The organism is Actinosynnema sp. CA-299493 (genome assembly GCF_050946825.1).
Classification (GTDB): domain Bacteria; phylum Actinomycetota; class Actinomycetes; order Mycobacteriales; family Pseudonocardiaceae; genus Actinosynnema.
In genome coordinates this window covers 955,151-972,917 of record NZ_CP191993.1, presented here as the reverse complement: position 1 = coordinate 972,917, position 17,767 = coordinate 955,151, and the positions used below count along the sequence as shown (strand labels likewise).

At 73.9% G+C, this 17,767-nt stretch carries 14 protein-coding genes; 7 read left to right on the top strand and 7 right to left on the bottom strand.

What is annotated here, in order from left to right:
• The first annotated feature begins 63 nt into the window (after positions 1–63).
• Positions 64–1,395, top strand: a complete 1,332-nt coding sequence (locus ACQPYE_RS04800) for a neutral zinc metallopeptidase (protein WP_498719429.1) — start codon at positions 64–66, stop codon at positions 1,393–1,395.
• Positions 1,396–1,410: 15 nt separating this feature from the next.
• Complete coding sequence (locus ACQPYE_RS04795) at positions 1,411–2,310, top strand: neutral zinc metallopeptidase (RefSeq protein WP_498719427.1); 900 nt, start codon at positions 1,411–1,413, stop codon at positions 2,308–2,310.
• Here ACQPYE_RS04795 and ACQPYE_RS04790 read toward each other — a convergent pair.
• Positions 2,280–2,717 carry a hypothetical protein gene (locus ACQPYE_RS04790; RefSeq protein WP_498719425.1) on the bottom strand — a complete coding sequence of 146 codons (438 nt, stop codon included), beginning with the start codon at positions 2,715–2,717 and terminating at the stop codon, positions 2,280–2,282. The genes ACQPYE_RS04795 and ACQPYE_RS04790 overlap by 31 nt on opposite strands.
• 592 nt (positions 2,718–3,309) lie before the next feature.
• Here ACQPYE_RS04790 and ACQPYE_RS04785 point away from each other — a divergent pair.
• Together ACQPYE_RS04785 and ACQPYE_RS04780 are read left to right on the top strand one after the other, a co-directional pair.
• Complete coding sequence (locus tag ACQPYE_RS04785) at positions 3,310–3,987, top strand: response regulator transcription factor (RefSeq protein ID WP_498719421.1); 678 nt, start codon at positions 3,310–3,312, stop codon at positions 3,985–3,987.
• Positions 3,984–5,708: a sensor histidine kinase gene (locus ACQPYE_RS04780; protein WP_498719418.1), complete on the top strand. Its 1,725-nt coding sequence runs from the start codon at positions 3,984–3,986 to the stop codon at positions 5,706–5,708. The genes ACQPYE_RS04785 and ACQPYE_RS04780 overlap by 4 nt, the downstream gene beginning before the upstream one ends.
• 76 nt (positions 5,709–5,784) lie before the next feature.
• On the opposite strand, the gene ACQPYE_RS04775 is transcribed toward ACQPYE_RS04780, so the two are convergent.
• Both ACQPYE_RS04775 and ACQPYE_RS04770 read right to left on the bottom strand, forming a co-directional pair.
• The gene (locus ACQPYE_RS04775) at positions 5,785–6,780 is read right to left on the bottom strand and encodes a potassium channel family protein (protein ID WP_498722838.1); all 996 of its coding nucleotides are present in this window, start codon (positions 6,778–6,780) and stop codon (positions 5,785–5,787) included.
• Positions 6,781–6,848: 68 nt separating this feature from the next.
• Positions 6,849–8,261 (bottom strand): M20/M25/M40 family metallo-hydrolase, encoded by a 1,413-nt coding sequence (locus tag ACQPYE_RS04770; RefSeq protein ID WP_498719417.1) that lies wholly within the window; start codon positions 8,259–8,261, stop codon positions 6,849–6,851.
• 69 nt (positions 8,262–8,330) lie between these two features.
• Between ACQPYE_RS04770 and ACQPYE_RS04765 the strand changes: the two genes are divergently transcribed.
• Together ACQPYE_RS04765 and ACQPYE_RS04760 are read left to right on the top strand one after the other, a co-directional pair.
• Positions 8,331–8,711 carry a DoxX family protein gene (locus ACQPYE_RS04765; RefSeq protein WP_498719415.1) on the top strand — a complete coding sequence of 127 codons (381 nt, stop codon included), beginning with the start codon at positions 8,331–8,333 and terminating at the stop codon, positions 8,709–8,711.
• Positions 8,712–8,790: 79 nt separating this feature from the next.
• A complete protein-coding gene (locus tag ACQPYE_RS04760) occupies positions 8,791–9,327 on the top strand; it encodes a hypothetical protein (protein WP_498719413.1) in 537 nt (178 codons plus the stop codon).
• Here ACQPYE_RS04760 and ACQPYE_RS04755 read toward each other — a convergent pair.
• Positions 9,324–12,815, bottom strand: a complete 3,492-nt coding sequence (locus ACQPYE_RS04755; RefSeq protein ID WP_498719411.1) for an ATP-dependent helicase — start codon at positions 12,813–12,815, stop codon at positions 9,324–9,326. The two genes, ACQPYE_RS04760 and ACQPYE_RS04755, sit on opposite strands and share 4 nt — an antisense overlap.
• A 70-nt stretch (positions 12,816–12,885) precedes the next feature.
• On the bottom strand, positions 12,886–16,050 hold the full coding sequence (locus ACQPYE_RS04750; protein WP_498719409.1) for an ATP-dependent helicase: 3,165 nt from the start codon (positions 16,048–16,050) through the stop codon (positions 12,886–12,888).
• 61 nt (positions 16,051–16,111) lie between these two features.
• Between ACQPYE_RS04750 and ACQPYE_RS04745 the strand changes: the two genes are divergently transcribed.
• The gene (locus ACQPYE_RS04745; protein ID WP_123748116.1) at positions 16,112–16,438 is read left to right on the top strand and encodes an MGMT family protein; all 327 of its coding nucleotides are present in this window, start codon (positions 16,112–16,114) and stop codon (positions 16,436–16,438) included.
• On the opposite strand, the gene ACQPYE_RS04740 is transcribed toward ACQPYE_RS04745, so the two are convergent.
• Both ACQPYE_RS04740 and ACQPYE_RS04735 read right to left on the bottom strand, forming a co-directional pair.
• Positions 16,401–16,805 (bottom strand): tetratricopeptide repeat protein, encoded by a 405-nt coding sequence (locus ACQPYE_RS04740; RefSeq protein WP_498719407.1) that lies wholly within the window; start codon positions 16,803–16,805, stop codon positions 16,401–16,403. The two genes, ACQPYE_RS04745 and ACQPYE_RS04740, sit on opposite strands and share 38 nt — an antisense overlap.
• On the bottom strand, positions 16,802–17,761 hold the full coding sequence (locus ACQPYE_RS04735; protein ID WP_498719405.1) for a pirin family protein: 960 nt from the start codon (positions 17,759–17,761) through the stop codon (positions 16,802–16,804). The genes ACQPYE_RS04740 and ACQPYE_RS04735 overlap by 4 nt, the downstream gene beginning before the upstream one ends.
• Positions 17,762–17,767 lie beyond the last annotated feature (6 nt).

Sequence of the window (17,767 nt, the reverse complement as noted above, 5' to 3'; positions counted from 1 at the left end):
TAGCGGAGTTCCCCTAAGCTCTTGTGCTGATTCGGGCATCCGCGATATGGGGGACGACCAGCGATGACGCAACCACCGCCGCCGGGTGGCTGGCCGCCGCCACGACCGGTCGGACCGCCGCCGGTGCCCGCGCCGCTGCACCACCAACAGCCCCGGCAGTGGCCCGTCCAGCAGCCCCCGCAACAGCCCGTCCAGCAGCCCCCGCAGTGGCCCGCCCAGCAGCCCCCGCCCGGCCCGCCGCCACCGCCGTCCTGGCCGGGCCAGGCGCCCGTGATGCCGTCTCCGCCGACCGCGCCGCAGCAACCGCCGATGGGGCCGCCGCACCTGCCGCCGATGGGGCCACCCCAGCCGCCGCCCGCCAACTGGGGTCCCCCGCCCGGACCGCCCCGGGGCTGGGGCCCGGCCCCGATGCCGTACCCGCCCCTGCCCCGGCAGAAGGGCAAGGGGCCGCTGGTCGCCGTGCTGGCCGTCGGCTTCCTCGTGCTGAGCGTGGTCGCGATCGGCGTCGTGGCCGCGAACAGCGGCTCCAAGGGAACGAGCGACTCGGCCAACGCCGGGTACGACAGCTACACGTACACGCCCGAACCCACCACCACCACGGCCGGCACGACCACGTCCGAGACGGAGAGCACCAGCAGTCGGTCCACGTCGACCAGCACGCCGAAGGCCGGCCCGAAAGCCGTCATCACGCTGGGTGACAACCCGATCCACGCCGCCGGCCTCGGCGCGTTCAACATCGAGGGCTGCGCCCTGCCGGCGATGGACTACTCGCCCGCGGGCCAGGACCGGTTCCTCAGGGCCTCGCTGCCGTGCATCGAGTCGATGTGGAAGCCGTCGTTCGAGCGCGCGAACCTGCCCTACCAGCCGGTGGAGCTGGTCATGGTGACGTCCCAGATCACCAACACGTGCGGCTCCATGGGCCCGGACCGCACGGCCATGTACTGCGACGGCACCATCTACTGGACGCCGAACCACTACGCGAACGAACAGGGTTCGGCGAACCCCAACCACCCGGGCAAGTACCTGGGGCAGCTCGCGCACGAGTACGGCCACCACATCCAGTGGCTGTCCGGCATCCTGCGTGCGTCCAGCCAGGCGCAGTACGAGAAGGGCGGCTGGGACACCCCCGAGGGGCTCGACCTGAACCGCCGCAAGGAACTCCAGGCCACGTGCTTCGGCGGGATGACGCTCGCGCCCCTGTCGCACGGCGCGGTGCCCGGCGACGTCATCTCGGTGGCCCTGACGGACGCGGGGAACCGGGGCGACTACCCGATCTACCCCAACCGGGACCACGGCGCGCCCGAGAAGAACGCCGCCTGGGTCAACCACGGGTTCAAAAACAACGAGACGAGCGCGTGCAACACTTGGGTGGCGAGCGCGGCGGACGTCAGCTGACCCGACTGGAGGACCGTGCACACGCCCGAGGAGCCCAAGAACAACCCGATCGTCCTCATCGGCGTGTTCTCGTTGATCGTGTTGTGCGTGCTGGGTCTCGGCGGCATCACGCAGCTGGAGACGTCCCGTCGGATCAACGGCCGGGCGGTGGCCGCGCCGGGCGCGACCGTCGCGCAGCCCGCGCAGACGGAGGCCCCGCGACCGCGTGCCGTGCACCGGCTGGCCGACCACCCGTTGCTCACGGCGTCCGTGCGGCTGCCCGCGGTGCCGTGCGCGTTGCCCGGCTTCGGCGTGTCGGACGCGGAGCTGTCGGCGTACTACAAGGCCGGCGTGGTGTGCCTGGACCAGGCGTGGCGGCCCGTGCTGGAGCAGGCGAACCTGCCGTTCGACCCGCCCGCGCTGGACACGTCGCCGGACCTGGCCGAGGGACCGTGCGGCTCGGCGCCCGCGGAGAGCGAGGCGGTCGCGTACTACTGCGGTCGCAACAGGACGATCTACATGCCCACGCGGCGGCTGCGCGACAACGGTGGCGGAGAGCGACCGGGATCGCACCTGGCGACGTTGGCGCACGAGTACGGGCACCACGTGCAGGCGTTGACGGGGATGCTGCGCGCGGCGGACGGCAAGATCGTCGACGCGGGCGAGGAGACGCCGGCGGGGCTGGAGATGTCGCGGCGGATCGAGTTGCAGGCCAACTGCTTCGCCGGGATGTTCCTGGTCGCGGTGTCCGGGTCGATCGGGTCCGGGTTGGCGCAGGAGGCGGCGGACGACTTCCAGTACGCCGTGGAGGAGCCGCCGGAGAAGAACGCCCACGGCAGCCCGGACAACCAGTCGGAATGGGCGTCGCAGGGGTTCACCACGGGCGTGACGTCGTCGTGCAACACCTATGCGGCGCCGGCGCCGGCCGTCGCCTGAGAACGCCTGGTCAGCAGGTAGGCGTAGAGGCCGCCGGCCAGGCCGCTCAGGCACAGCAGCAACGTGGTCAGCCGGACGTCGAACGGCACGCCCCCTGGTGTGCTGGCCGCGGCTTGGACGGTGAACTCGCCGCCGGTGTCCGCCGGGACGACCACTTCCACCACCTCGTCCTGCTGATGGCCGCAGCCGTCGAGCCTGGCGGTGTGCGTCCGGTCACCGATCGTCAGTTCGACCCGGTCGTACGCCTGCGCGTCGCCGCAGGAGGCCGGCGCGACGACGGTGGCCGGGGCCCGCTGGAGCTGGGTGGACGTGCGCGGCCACCACGACGCGACCGCTGCCGCGACGGCCACCAGGCCCACGACCAGCAGCACCAGCGCCCACCTGACCGGGCTTCGCGGAACCGCCACAGCGTGGATGGTCGCAGACGGGGTGGGCGGTTGTCGTGCGGGCCGGCGGCTCCGCCGACCTCCCAAACATCACCTGATCGTGATCTTGCCCACCCTCGAACTCCTGTTCGACACTAGTCCCATGCCCCTCACCGCGAAAACCACGGAACCCGTCCGCCCCCGAGCCCGTCGCCGGATGCCCCACCGGGCGCCGCGCCGGGATCTCCGGCCCTGGACCCGCGTGCCGCGCCGGAGAAGCCCGGGGTCCGGCTGGAGCCCTCGACTCCCGCCGCCGTCGTGCGACCACCGGCCGGCGCGGTCCCCGTGCCGCGTGCGTGCGCCCACCTGAGCGCTCTCACCCCACAGGACCACTTGCGTCGAGGGAGACCGGCCCCCTACCCCAGGGTCCGGTCACAGCGGGCCTCACCGCTCTCTCGGGCGACCCCACAACGCCCGCCACATCGCCCACATCGCCCACCGCAACCGGCCGCCCACAAGCGGCGACGGCGGAGGCGTCGGGTGGTAGCAGCGGGGTGCGGACGTGTGAGGGTCACCTGTCCGGGTTTGTCGTGGCCTTGCGGCCGTGGCGGGCGCCGCGACGCAGAATGAGGAGGTGTCGACTGCTGCCAGGGTGCTGGTGATCGAGGACGCGGAGGCGATCGGCGCCGCGGTGAGTTCCGCCTTGCGGGACGCGGGTTACCAGGTGCAGGTCCGGCCGGACGGTCGCGACCTGGAGGGCGACCTGGTCCGGTTCCGGCCGGACCTGGTGGTGCTCGACGTGATGCTGCCCGGTCGGGACGGCTTCATGCTCTTGGAGGTCATCCGGCGGACGTGCGGTGCCGGGGTGGTGATGTTGACCGCCCGGGACGGGGTGTCCGACCGGCTGCGCGGGCTCGACCGGGGTGCGGACGACTACGTGATCAAGCCGTTCGTGCTGGCCGAGCTGGTCGCCCGGGTGAGCGCGGTGCTGCGGCGGCTGGGGCGGACGCCGTCGACCGTGCAGATCGGCGACCTGGTGGTGGACGCCGACTCGGCGGTCGTGATGCGGGGTGACGCGCCGGTCGAGTTGACCGCCACCGAACTGCGCCTGTTGCGGTACCTGGCCGCGCAGCGCGGGCGGGTGGTGGGCAAGACGCAGATCCTCACCGCCGTGTGGGGTTACGAGGACTACGACCCGAACCTGGTCGAGGTGCACGTCAGCGCCCTGCGCCGGAAGTTGGAGGAGCACGGGCCGCGGTTGCTGCACACCGTGCGCGGGCTGGGCTACGTGCTCAGGGCGGACGAGGCGTGAACTTGCGGACCGTCTCGCTGCGCCGACGGGTGACGCTGTCCGCGATCGGCGTGCTCGGCGTCGTGCTGATCGGGGTCGTGTTGCTGGTGGACGCGCTGTTCGCGGCGCAGTCCAAGCGGGACGTCGACACCGCGCTGCTGGAGAAGGCGCGCGTGGCGCAGCAGCTGGTCAGGCAGCGGGTGCGCGGGGCGGAGCTGGTGAACCGGCTGGAAGGCCGGGGCGTGGAGGTCCGGCTGGTCATGCCGGACGGGACGGTGTTCGGGAACGAGCCGGACGGGGAGGTGGCGAACGAGGTCAGTCGGCAGTTGGCCGACGGGTCGAAGATCACGGTGTACGCCGAGGCGGCGGTGATCACGGCGGCGCGGACCAGGCTGCGGCGGTTGTTGCTGCTGGCCGGGATCGGCGCGCTGGCCGTGACGGTCGGGGCGATGCTGCTGGTGGTCCGGCGGGCGTTGGCGCCGTTGGACGCGATGACCACGCTGGCCCGGTCGATCGCGCGCGGCAACCGCGGGCACCGGCTCAACCCGTCGCGGGCGGACACCGAACTCGGCCGGACGGCCGCCGCGTTCGACGACATGCTGGACTCGCTGGAGGGATCGGAGGAGCGGACGAAGCGGTTCGTGGCCGACGCGGCGCACGAGCTGAGGACACCCATCGCGGGCGTGCAGGCGGTCTCGGAAGCGCTGATGCAGACCTCCAGTGCCGAGGAGCGGGAGCGGTTGAACCTGCTGCTGGTGCGCGAGTCGCGGCGGGCCGGGCGGCTGGTCGACGACCTGCTGGCGTTGGCGCGCATCGAGGCCGGTCTCGAACTGCACCGGGAACGGGTCGACCTGCTCGCGTTGGCCGAGGCCGAGGTGGGGCGGACGCAGTTGCTCGCGCCGGACTTCGACATCGTCGCGGAGGGCGAGTCGGCGTTCGTCTCGGGCGACCCGCAGCGGTTGGCGCAGGTGCTGGCGAACCTGGCCGACAACGCCCGCCAGGCCACCGGCCCGTCGGGCAGGGTGCGGCTGCGCGTGTCCAGGGTGGGCAGCTTCGCGCGGCTGGTGGTGTCCGACGACGGTCCGGGCGTGCCGCCGGAGGAGAGGGAACGCATCTTCGACCGGCTGGTGCGGCTGGACGAGGCGAGGGACCAGCGTTCCGGCGGCTCGGGCCTGGGACTCCCGATCGCCCGCGGTGTCGTGCGCGCCCACGGCGGCGAGCTGTCCTGCATCGCGCCCGGCCAGGCCCACTCCGCCACCACGCCCGCACGCGCCACCGGTCTCGGCGGCGCGGCGGGACCACGCACGGCCACAGGCACGGCCACGGCTGCGGGCACGGGCATGGCCGCAGCTGCGGGTGCGGATACGGGCACGGCTGCGGGTGCGGCTGCGGGCACGGCCGCGACCGCAGGTGTGGATGCGGGTGCGGCTGTACCGAGCGCCGATGCCGCGAAGGCCGGCGCGGCTGTCGACGTGACTGTCGGCGCGGTCGCCGACGTGACCGGTGAAGGGTCTGGCGGAGGCCATTCGGCGGCGGGCACCGGACAGCCTGGTGCGGGTACCGACGTGACCGGTGATCGCGGTTCGGCTGCGGGCGCGCGTGGTGCGGACGCGTCGCGACCGGCCCCGGCCGACGGCCCGCAGGGCGGCGTGCCGCCCGGTGATGTCGCGGACCGGCGGGGTGGCCGGAGGGTCGGTTCGGTGGGGGCCGCGTTCGAGGTGCGGATTCCGTTGGCTGGATGACGGGCGGCTGAGTGACGGATGGCCGGGTGCCGGGAGCCGGGGTGCCAGGTGGCGGGGTGCCAGGTGGCGGGGTGGGTCAGGCACTCTTGGGTGGGGTGACCTTCTTGACGTAGAGGAGGCGGTCGCCGGCTTCGACGGCGTCGGCTTCCGGGGCGTCCACTCGGTAGAGGGTGCCGTCGCGCACCACGCCCAGGACGATGTCCGGCAGGTGTCGGGGCGACCCGCCGATCTCCGAGGGTTCCACGTCGCGCTCGGCGATGGCCAGGCCCGCGTCCGGGGTCAGGAGGTCTTCCACCATGTCCACCACGGACGGGGTGGCGGTGGCCATGCCCAGCAGCCTGCCCGCCGTCTCGCTGGAGACCACCACCGAGTCCGCGCCGGACTGGCGGAGCAGGTGCTCGTTCTCGCGCTCCCGCACCGAGGCCACGATCTGGGCCTTCGGCGCCAGCTCGCGGGCGGTGAGGGTGACCAGGACGGCGGTGTCGTCGCGGTTCGCGGCGACGACCACGGCACGTGCGCGGGCGACGCCGGCCACCCGCAGGACGTCGTTGCTGGTGCCGGAGCCGTGGACGGTGACCAGGCCGATGGCGGACGCGGCGTCCAGCGCCTCCTGCGTGGTGTCGACCACGACGATCGAGCCCGGCTCGGTGCCGTCGCCCATGAGGGCGCTCACGGCGGACCGGCCCTTCGTGCCGTACCCGATGACGACGACGTGGTCCCGCACCTTGATCCTCCACTTCTGGATGCGCAGCGCCTGCCGCGAACGCTCGGTGAGCACTTCGAGGGTCGTGCCGACCAGGACGATCAGGAAGAGCACCCGCAAGGGGGTGATCACCAGGACGTTGACCAGCCGCGCCGACGAACTGGCCGGGGCGATGTCACCGTATCCGGTGGTCGACAGCGACACCGTCGCGTAGTACACCGCGTCCAAGAGGGACAGGCCGTCCCCGTTGACGTCACGGTAGCCGTCACGGTCGATGTAGACGATCAGCACGGCCGCCATGAGCGCGCCGAGAGCGCCGACCACCCGCTTGAGGATCGCGCGGACCGGGCTCTGCACCGTGTCCGGCATCCTGACCACGCCGACGAGCGAGTGGCCGGGCCGGTCGGCCAGCGGTTCTCCCGGGCTGGTGCGGCGGATCACGACAACCTCTCCGGCAGCAGCCGCCACAACCGGGCGGCGGCCTCGGCGCCGCGGAGCAGCAGCGGCACGACGACGCGTTCGTCGGGCGCGTGGATCCGATCATCCGGCAACGTCGCGCCGAGGTACACCACGGGCACGCCCAGCCACTCGTGCAGCAGCGCCGCCGGACCGGAGCCACCCGTCCGGCTGAACCGCACGGGCTGTTCGAACGCGGCCTGCACGGCGTCGCGCACCGCTTCCACCGCCGGGTGGGAGACGTCCACCGCGTAGGGCGGCGCGCCGTCACCGCGCGCGATCACCTCGGCGCGCAACCCGGCCGGGGTGTGCCGGGCCACGAACTCGCGCAGCGCGTCCGCCACCCGTTCCGGCCGCTGGTCGGGCACGAGCCGGAACGACAGCTTCACCGACGCACGCGCGGGCACGATCGTCTTCAGCCCCGGCCCGGTGTAGCCGCCCTCGATGCCGTTGACCTCCGCCGTGGGCCGCACCCAGACCCGTTCGAGGGTCGACCAACCGGGCTCGCCGGCCAGTCCCTGGGCACCGCCGGCGTTCGCCAGCCACTCCGCCTCGTCGAACGGCAACGCCGCGTAATCGGCGCGTTCGGCGGCGGTGGGTTCGATCACATCGGTGTAGAAGTCACGCAGCCGGACGCGCCCGTCCTCGTCGTGCAGCGCCGCGACGAGCCGCGCAATCGCCGTCGCCGGGTTCGGCACGCTGCCACCGGCCCGCCCCGAGTGCACGTCGGACGTCCCGCCGGTGAACACGACCTCCGCCCCGTACACCCCGCGCTGACCCGTGCACACGGTCGGCGCGTCACGCCCGTACAGCGGTGTGTCGGTGAACACCACGAGGTCGCACGCGAGGTCGTCGCGGTGGTCGTCGAGCAGCCGGGTCAGGTGCGGCGAGCCGGCCTCCTCCTCGCCCTCCACGAACAGCTTCACGGTCACCGCCGGCTGCGCCGCGCCGGTCGCCGCGAGGTGCGCCCGCATTCCGAGCAGGTGCATCGCGACCTGGCCCTTGTCGTCGCTGGCACCCCGGCCGAACAGCTCCTCGCCGATCACCGTCGCCTCGAACGGGGGATGGTGCCACTGCTCGACCGGGTCGACCGGCTGCACGTCGTGATGGCCGTAGACCAGCACGGTCGGCGCGTCGGGATCGGCGGCCGGCAGGCACGCGTACACGGCGGGCAGCGCCGGGCCCTCGTCCCAGACCCGCACGTCGGGCCACCCGTCCCGGCGCAGCGCGTCGGCCAGCCAGTGCGCGGACGCGGCCACGTCGCCGTGGTGGGCCGGGTCGGCGCTGATCGACGGGATGGCCAGCCACTCGCGCAGGCCGATCAGGAAGTCGTCGGCGAACGCGGCCACGGCCGCCCGCTCGGGCTGTTCGGGTTTTTCGGGATCACCGCTCACGGTGCGGGAGGATAGCCCCGGACGAGCCCTGGGAGCGCCGTTCGGCGGACGACGTGACAGGGTGGCCCCATGGAACCCACTCGTTCCCGTTCCCGGTCGGCGCTCGCGCTGGCCGGACTGCTCGGCGTCGCGGGTGTCACGCACTTCGCCAAGCCGAAGCCGTACGACGCCATCGTGCCGCGCGCGCTGCCGGGCAAGCCCCGGACCTGGACGTACCTGTCCGGGGTCGCCGAGTTGGCGCTGGCGGCGGCGGTCGCCGTGCCGCGCACGCGAGGTGTCGGCGGGAAGTTGGCGGCCGGGTTCTTCGCGGCGGTGTTCCCGGCCAACGTCAAGATGGCCTGCGACCTCCGGACGAAGTCACCCAGGGTGAAGGCCGTCGCGTACGGCCGGTTGCCGTTGCAGGTGCCGCTGATCCTGTGGGCCTTGCGCGTAGGACGCTCAACTCCCTGATCACTCTCGGCACTGGGTTCGACACCCAGCGCGGCCGAGGGTCTGTCATCGAAACCGCAACCAGTCCTAGGATGCCCGAGTGCAACCGCTCCTCCACCCTGCCGCGACGGCGTTGGGTTGGCGCGGCACCGTCGTGCCCGACGTCGCCGTGCTGGGCCACCAGGTGTCGGCCGTCGTGCGGGTTCGTGCCGACGTGCACGAGTGGCGCAGCGCGAACGGCTGGCCGCCGCAGGCCGACCCCTCGTGGTTCCGCTCGTGGTTCGAGCCGGCCGCGCACGACCAGCTGCCCGTGCCCGCCGTCGAGCTGGTCGGTGTGCTGGTGGGTGAGTCCACGGTCGACCGCGCGCTCCAGTCGTGCGGGACGTTGATGACGCTCGCGCCGTGCTCGGTCGTGCTCCCGGCGCCGCTGGGCGAGCAGGCGTGGCCGCTGATCGAGCTCGACTACTACGGCATCGGCGTGGTCGCGGTGGACGCCGCGGGCGCGGCCGAGCTGCTGGTGCCGCCGGAGGACCGGTCGACGGAGTTCGGGCCGTCGCTGTTCGGGCGGTGGCTGCTGGAAGTGCTCTACGACCGGGTGTTGAAGGAAGTGCCCGCGCACGCGCGGGTGAACACCTAGGCAGGGATCGAGCGGAGCAGCCCGCGCAGGCCGTCGGCGTCCAGCAGGTCGGCGGGGCGCAGCGTGTGGTCCTGGCGGACGTAGTGGAACGCCGCCCGCACCTTCTCCACCGGTGTCCCGGTCAACGCCGCCCACGCCAGCCGGTAGGCCGCGAGCTGCACCGACAGCGCCGGCAGGCGGTCCGGCTCCGGCACCGCGCCGGTCTTCCAGTCGACCACGGTCCAGCCGCCGTCGTCGTCGGCGAACACCGCGTCCATCCGGCCGCGCACGGACAGGCCGTCGATCTCCGCCTCGAACGGCACCTCGACGTCGTGCGGGACGCGGTCGGCCCACGTGCTCGCCAGGAACGCGTCCTGGAGACGGGTGAGGTCGGTGTCCGGCGCCGCGCCCTCGTCGGCCGCGCCGGGCAGCTCGTCCAGGTCGAACAGGCGGCTCGCGCCGAACCGCTGTTCCAGCCAGGTGTGGAACGCCGTGCCGCGACGGGCCAGCGGGTTGGGCGGGAACGGCAGGGGACGGCGCAGCCGGCGGGCGAGCAGGTCCGGGTCGGCGGCGAGCTCGACCAGCTGGCTGACCGAGAGGTGGTCGGGCAGGACGACGCGTTCCCGGCGGTCGGCGGCGGCGGCGCGTTCGGCGAGGAGGACGTCGACGTCGCGGGCCCAGCCGTCCGGATCGTCATCGTCGTCAAGGACATCGGAGACCTCGGACACCCCGGGAACCTCGGAGAGCTCGGGGGCCGGCGGTGTCTCGAAGTCCGGCTCCGATTCCGGTCCGAAGTCGGCTTCGAAGTCCGGCTCGTAGCCCGGTTCGAAGTCCGGCGGTTCGGGGGGCAGGTCGAGGTCCGGCTCGGGCGGCAGGTCCGGCTCCGGCTCGGCCGGCCGGTCGAGGTCGAGGTCCGGCTCCGGCGGTGCGGACAGGTGGCGGTCCAGGGCGGTCAGGACGAGGTCGGCTCCCTCGGCCACGGCGGCACGGCGCTTGCCCAGCGGGTCGGCCGGCCACTGGGCCGTCTTCGTCTGCGACGCGAGCGGGTTGGGCTCGTCGTCGGCGGGTCGGGCGGCCCAGTGGACGATGTCGGCGGGTGGGTGGTCGGCGGCCAGCACCGACTCCCGGACCTCGGTCAGGAACGCCGACGGCCCCTTGGGCTTGTCGCCGGTCTCGCCCCACCAGTGCCCCGACACCAGCAGGCTGTGCTCGGACCTGGTCAGCGCCACGTACAGCAGCCGCCGCTCCTCCACCAGCCGCCGGGCGTCGAAGTCGTCCTCGTGCCCGGCGAGCGCCTCCTCCACCTCCTTGCGGTTGGCGCCGGGCGCGATGCGCAGCGTCGGCAGGTCCTCGGCGTCACCGCGCAGCTCGGCGGGCAGCTCCGCCACCGAGCGCAGCCAGCTGGACGACTTCTTCCGGCCCGGGAACACGTCCTTCACCACGTGCGGCACGGCGACGATGTGCCACTCCAGGCCCTTCGCCGAGTGCATGGTCAGCACCTGCACCCGGTTCTCGGCCACCTCCACCTCACCGGGTTCCAGGCCGTCCTCGGCCTGTTCGGCGGTGTAGAGGTAGTCGAGCAGCGCGGGCAGGGTGGCCGACGGGCTGGCGGCGGCGAAGTCGTTGACCACGTCGGCGAACGCGTCCAGGTGCGCCCGACCGACACCGCCCGGCCGGGCCATCGCCTCGATGTCCAGCAACAGGGTGCGCTCGACGTCGGCGACCAGCTCGGGCAGCGGCTGGACCAGGCGCCGGCGCAACGCCGACAGCTCCCCGCCCAGCCGCCGGATCCGCCGGTACCCCTCGGCGGAGTACGCGGTCGGGTCGCCCGGGTCGTCCAGCGCGTCCGCGAGACCGGCCTGCTCGGCGTGCTCGCCGGGCAGCGCGTCCGCGATCACGGCCAGCGGGTCGGCCGCCACGGCCTGCCTGCTCGGCGCGCCCGCCAGGTCACGCGCCCGCGTCCACAACGCCGCCAGGTCGTAGGCGGCGATCCGCCAGCGCGAGCCGGTGAGCAGGCGGGCGGCGGCGGTGCCGGCCAAGGGGTCGACCAGCACGCGCAGGGCGCTGGTCAGGTCGCGCACCTCCGGCTCGTCCAGCAGCCCGCCCAGGCCGACGACCTCCACCGGCAGGCCGCGGTCGCGCAGCGCCGCCGCGATGTTCGCCATGTCCGAACGGCGGCGCACCAGCACGGCGGCGGTCGGCGGCTCGTCGCTGCCGTCCAGGTGCTGCTCCCACTGCGCGGCGACGGTGTCGGCCACCCAGTCCAGCTCCTGCCGCACGTCGTCGAACAACCCGACCCGCACGTCACCCGGCCCGGCGCCGGCACGGGCCCGCAGCTCGTCCACGTCCAGGCCCATGGCGCGCAGCGGCGCGGACACGGCGTTGGCCAGGGCCAGCACCTCCGGCGGGTTGCGGAAGCTGGTGAGCAGGCCGTACTTCTTCGCGGGCGGGAAGTCGTGCACGAACCGGGGCAGGTTCGCCGCCGACGCGCCGCGCCAGCCGTAGATCGCCTGCGCCGGGTCCCCCACCGACGTCACGGACATCGGCTCGCCGCGCCCGAACAACGACCGCAGCAGCACGCGTTGCGCGTGACCGGTGTCCTGGTACTCGTCGAGCAGCACGGCCCCGTAGCGCTCCCGTTCGCCGCGCACGACCTCCGGGTACTCGGACGCGAGCCGGGCGGCCAGGGACATCTGGTCGGCGAAGTCCATCGCCGCCTCACGCCGCTTGCGCGCCTGGTACGCCTCCAGCAGCGGGATCAGGTTGACCCGCAACCGCTGGGCGTTCACCACGGCCTTCAGCGACTCCGGCAGGCCGTCGCGCTGCCGCGCGGTCTTGGGCGCGTTCTCGATCACCGCGCACAGCCGCTCGGCGTGCCGCCACAGCGCGACCGGGTCGACCAGGTGCTCGCCCAGCTCGCCGGCCAGCGCGAGCAGGTAGCCGGTGACGGTCGCGGGCACCTTGTCGGTGTCCAGGTCGTCGTTCCAGGTCGACACCACGCGGTGCGCGAGCTGCCACGCGGCGGTCTCGGTGAGCAGCCGCACGCCCGGCTCCACGGGCAGCCGCAGGCCGTGCTCGCCGACCAGCCTGCCCGCGTACGCGTGGTAGGTCAGGATGACCGGTTCGGTGGTCAGCACCGCGGCCCGTCGTTCGCCGCTGGGGTCGAGCCGGTCGAGCAGGGTGGAGCCGCCGAGCCGGCGCAGCCGCAGCCGGACGCGGTCGGACAGCTGGCGCGCGGCCTTGCGGGTGAACGTCAGGCCCAGGACGCGGTCGGGGGTGACGAAGCCGTTGGCGACGAGGTAGACCACGCGGGCGGCCATCGTCTCGGTCTTGCCCGCCCCGGCGCCGGCCACGACCAGCGCGGGCGCGGTGGGCGCGGCGATCACGGCGGCCTGCTCGGGCGTCGGCTTGGGCAGGCCGAGCGCCTCGGCGACCTCGAACGGGCCGGCGAGCGCCACCGGCTCACCCGCCACCCGTTCGACCCCGTTCGGCACGACCACGTCCCGCATTCTCCGTGGTCGGGTCCCGGCTGCTTCGGCGACCCGCAGGGCGGGGCCGAATTGGCTGTTCAGGACCGTGCTAGTGGCTCACCTGGCGACCGGAGGAGTGCACCGGGCAGGTGGTGCGGGCCGGGCAGCGATCACAGTCCGCGTTCTCGCTGGCCTGGTAGGACGGTCCGACGCTGGACCCGGCGGCCAGCTGCACGGCCTCCAGCCACACCCGCACGCCCTGCTCGTCCAGCGGCACCTGCTCCCGTTCGACGGCGCCGGTCTTGCGGTCCTCCTTGGCCACGTACAGCAGGCGCGCGCCGCCCGGGTCGGTGCCCAGGCCCAGGTGCGTGAAGCCGCCCAGCGCCGTCGCCAGCTGGTAGACCGCGAGCTGCGGGTGCTCCTGCGCCTTGTCCTTGCTCACCGGGGACTTGCCGGTCTTCACGTCCACCACGACCGGCCGGCCCTCGCGGTCGGTCTCCAGGCGGTCGACGCGGCCTCGCACGCGCAGCTTCGGGCCGCTGTCGGGTCGGGGGATCTCGACCGAGATCTCCTCCTCGACCGCGACCTGGGTGAGCTGGGAGCGGCTGGACGCGAGCCAGTCCAGGAACGTGTCGAGCATCCGCTCCACCCGGATCCGCTCGCGCCGGGAGAACCAGGGCGCGCCCGCGTCCACCGCGGCCCACGCCTCGTCCAGCTTGACCCGCAGCTCCTTCTCGTTCGCGCCGGTCGCGGCGGCCTGCGCCAGCGCGTGCACGAGCGTACCGGTGATCGACGCCAGCTCGGCCGGGTCCTGCCCGCCGTGCCGTTCGACGACCCAGCGCAGCGGGCACTTCGCCAGCGTCTCGACGGTCGACGGCGACACGCTGACCGTGTGCTCGTCCGTCCACAGCGGACTGTCGGTGGTGACCTCCGCCAAGCCGTACCAGGAATCCGGGTGCGCGCCCGGCACGCCTTGCGCCGCCAACCGGGCGAGCTGGCCGGCCGCGCGCTCCCGGCGCCCGGCCGGCTCGTCGTCGGAGCACACGACCCGGCGCAGCTCGCCGACCAGCTCGGCCAGCACCAGCCCGCGCTCGGGGGTGAACGTCGGCCGTTCCGGCTCGTCGGTGGACAGCTCCTCGATCTCGTCCAGGAACCGTGACGGCTGCTCGTCCTCCCCGCGCACGGCGCTGACCAGCAACGTCCGCCGGGCCCGGCTCGCCGCGACGAGCAGCAGCCGCCGTTCCTCGGCCAGGATCGGCGCGACCGCGGACACCGTCTCCACCGACACTCCCGCGACCACGTCGACCATGCGCTCCACGCCGAGCAACGACCCGCGCAGCCGCAGGTCGGGCCAGCTGCCCTCCTGCACGCCCGGCACCGCGACGACCGTCCACTCGCGACCGGCGGCGGCGTGCGCGGTCAGCACCGACACCGCTTCGCCGGTGGGCGCGGCGGCGGCCAGCGTGTCGCCGACGATCTCCTGCGCGGCCAGGTAGTCCGCGAAGCCCTCGGCGCCCGAGCCGGGCAACCGGTCCACGTACTTCGCGGCGGCCTCGAACAACGCCACGATCGCGTCCAGGTCCCGGTCGGCCTGCATGCCGGCGGTGCCGTGCCGCGCGGACTGCGCCACCCAGCGCAGCTCCAGGCCGGTGGTCTGCCACAGCTCCCACAGCACCTGCTCGACGGTCACACCGTCGGCGATCCCCTTGCGGGCCTTGCGGAGCAGGCCGGCGACACGTCGGGCCGGCTGCGCCTCGGCGTCCTCCAGCGCGGCCAGCCGGTCGTCCGACTCGATCACCTCGATCAGCAGCTCGCCGCTGGGCCGGTCGCGGCCCGCGGCCAGCTCCAGGCGCCGCAGGCCGCGGCGCAGGCGGCGCAGCGCCAGCGGGTCGGCGCCACCGAGCGGGGACGCCAGGAGCATGGCGGCGGTGTCCTCGTCGAGGCTGCCGGGCACGGCCGCGCAGCGCAGCAGCGCCAGGAACGGCATCACGGCCGGTTGGCGCGCCAGCGGCAGCTCGTCGCGCGGCACGGCCACCGGGACGCCCGCCGCGAGCAGGGCGCGTTGCAGGACCGGGAGGGACCTGGTGGCCGAGCGCGCCACGACCGCCATGTGCGACCACGGCACCTCGTCGATCAGGTGGGCCCGGCGGAGCTGGTCGGCCACCCAGCTCGCCTCCTGGGCGGCGGAGGCGAACAGGCGGACCTGGACGTTGCCCGTGCCGTCCGCCGGGGAGACCGCGCGGGTGGGCGACGCGCCGGGCAGGCGGCCGGCGAGCCTGCCCACCGCGGCTCTGATCTCCGGCGCCATCCGGTGGCCCGTGGTGAGCACGACCGCCGGGCCGTCCGCCTCGGCCAGGAGGGTGGGATCCGCGCCGCGGAAGGAGAACACGGCCTGGTCGGGGTCGCCCGCGAGGACGAACTCGTGCGCGGCCTCGCCCAGCACGCGGATGAACTCGTGCTGCAACGGGTCGAGGTGCTGGGCGTCGTCGACCAGGAGGTGCCTGACGCGCCGCTGCTCGGCGGCGAGGACGTCCGGTTCGGTCTGGAAGGCCAGCAGCGCGCTGCCGACCAGCTCGGCCGCGTCGAACGACGGCGCGTGCCCCTGCCCGCTGCTGGACAGCAGGTTGACCTGCTCGTACTGGGTGGCGAACAGGCCGGCCGCGACCCACTCCTCGCGGGAGTGCTTGCGCCCCAGCTCGGTGAGGTCTTCCGGGGCGAGGCCGCGTTCGGTGGCGCGGAGCATCAGGTCGCGCAGCTCGTGCGCGAAGGCGGGCAGCGCGAGGGCGGGGCGCAGGCGTTCCGGCCACTTCGCGGCGCCCATGCTCACGTCACCGGCGAGCAGCTCGCGCACCACCGCGTCGTGCTCGGGGCCGGACAGCAGGCGTGGCGCGGGTTCGCCCTGGTGCAGTGCCTGCGCGCGCAGGACGGCGAAGGCGTAGGAGTGGACGGTCCGGACCAGCGGTTCCTGCGTGGTCGGCAGCGCGCCGTCACCCCGGGCTCCGGTCAGCAGGCGGGTGATGTGGGCGCGCATCGCCTCGGCCGCACGCCGGTTGGGCGCGAGGACCAGCACGTTCTCCGGGTGCACGCCGCCGTGCAGCACCCGGTGCGCCACGACTTCGGCCAGCAACGTCGTCTTGCCCGTGCCGGGGCCGCCGAGCAACCGCAACGGTCCGCCCGCGTGGTCGAACACGGCGCGTGCGGGCGCGTCCCAGTCCCGCCGGGGCTCCTCCTGCCGCACCCGGCGCACCAGCAACGGCGCCCTGTTCCCTGCCACGGGGAGCCATGCAATCACAGACCACCGACACGCTCCCGGGCGCACGTGGAAAGCTGTGCCGGTGGACGAAGAGTTGCACGAGATGGTTCGCGCCGTCGTGCGCAGGATCCCGCGCGGCCGGGTCGCGACCTACGGTGACGTGGCCGACATCGCCCGCGCGCCGTCGCCCCGCCTGGTCGGGCAGGTGCTCAACCAGGACGGGCTCGACCTGCCGTGGCACCGGGTGCTCCGCGCCAACGGCACGTGCGCGCCCCACATCGCCGACGAGCAGCTGCAACGGCTGCGCGAGGAGGGCGTGGTGGTCGAGGGGAGCAAGGTCGACCTGCGCACGTACCGCTGGGAGGACGCGGTCAAGGAAAAGGCGGAGGAGCCGCCGGCCCTGTTCTGACCGCCGCCGGGGTGACCCGCGCCTCGACGCGGGCCACCTCGTCCGCGATCTCGGGGTCCCGGGTCATCGCGGCGGCCAGGCGCAGGTGCGGCAGCGCCTCGGCGTGCCTGCTCTGCCTGCTGAGCGTGCGGCCCAGCAGCAGCCGCGGGTAGCCGTCGGACGGGTCGAGGTCCACCAGGGTCCTCAGCACGCCTTCGGCCTTGCCCAGCGCGGCGGACTTGAAGTGCGCCAGCGCGAGCTCGGTCAGCACGGTCCGGTCGCGCGGCGCGTGCTCGGCCGCCTCGGCCAGGTAGCGCGCCGCGCCGCTCGGGTCGCCGGACGCGCGGAACAGGCGTCCCTTGCGCAGCAGCTCAAGGACATCGGTCATGACAGCTCCTCGTCCGCCGCGGTGACGTGCGGCACGTGCGTGACGCCCAGTCGCCCGGCTTGGAAGTCTTCGACGGCTTGCAGGATCTCGGCCCGCGTGTTCATCACGAACGGTCCGTAGCGGGCGACCGGCTCGCGCAGCGGCAGTCCGCCCAGGACCAGGACGTCCCAGGTGGTGTCGGCGCGCATGGTGAGCGCGGCCCCGTCGCCGAAGGTGGCCAGCTGCCCTTCGTCGAGCGGGCGGCGGTCGGCGCCGACCGTGCCGCGTCCGGACAGGACGTAGACCATCGCGGTGAAGTCCTCGGGCCAGGGGATGGTCAGGTGGGCGTGCGGGCTGATCGTGGCGTGCAGGTAGGTGATCGGCGTGTGCGTCATGCCGGGGCCCTGGTGCCCCGCCACGTCGCCGGCGATCACGCGGACCAGCGCGCCGCCGTCGTCGCCGGACAGCAGCCTGGTGTTCTCGGGCTTGATGTCCTGGTAGCGCGGCGGCGTCCACTTGGCGGCCTTCGGCAGGTTGACCCACAGCTGCACGCCGTGGAACAGCCCGCCCTTGGCCACCAGCTCCTGCGACGGCAGCTCGGAGTGGAGCACCCCGGAACCGGCGGTCATCCACTGCGTGCCGCCGTTGGTGATCACCCCGCCGCCGCCCGCGGAGTCCCGGTGCTCGAAGACGCCGTCGATCAGGTAGGTGACGGTCTCGAAACCGCGGTGGGGGTGCCAGGGCGCGCCCTTCGCCTCGCCGGGGCCGTACTCGACCGCGCCCATGTGGTCGAGGAGCAGGAACGGGTCCGCGTCGGCGAGCTCCACGCCCGGGAAGGGGCGGCGGACCTGGAAGCCCTCGCCTTCGAGGAACCGCCGCGCCCGCACGACCCGGCGCACGCCGCGCCACGCGGTGGTGGACTCCGGCAGCCGGGGCAGGCGGGGCAGGGTCAGGGTGTCGGCGGTGACGGCGGGCATGGCTGC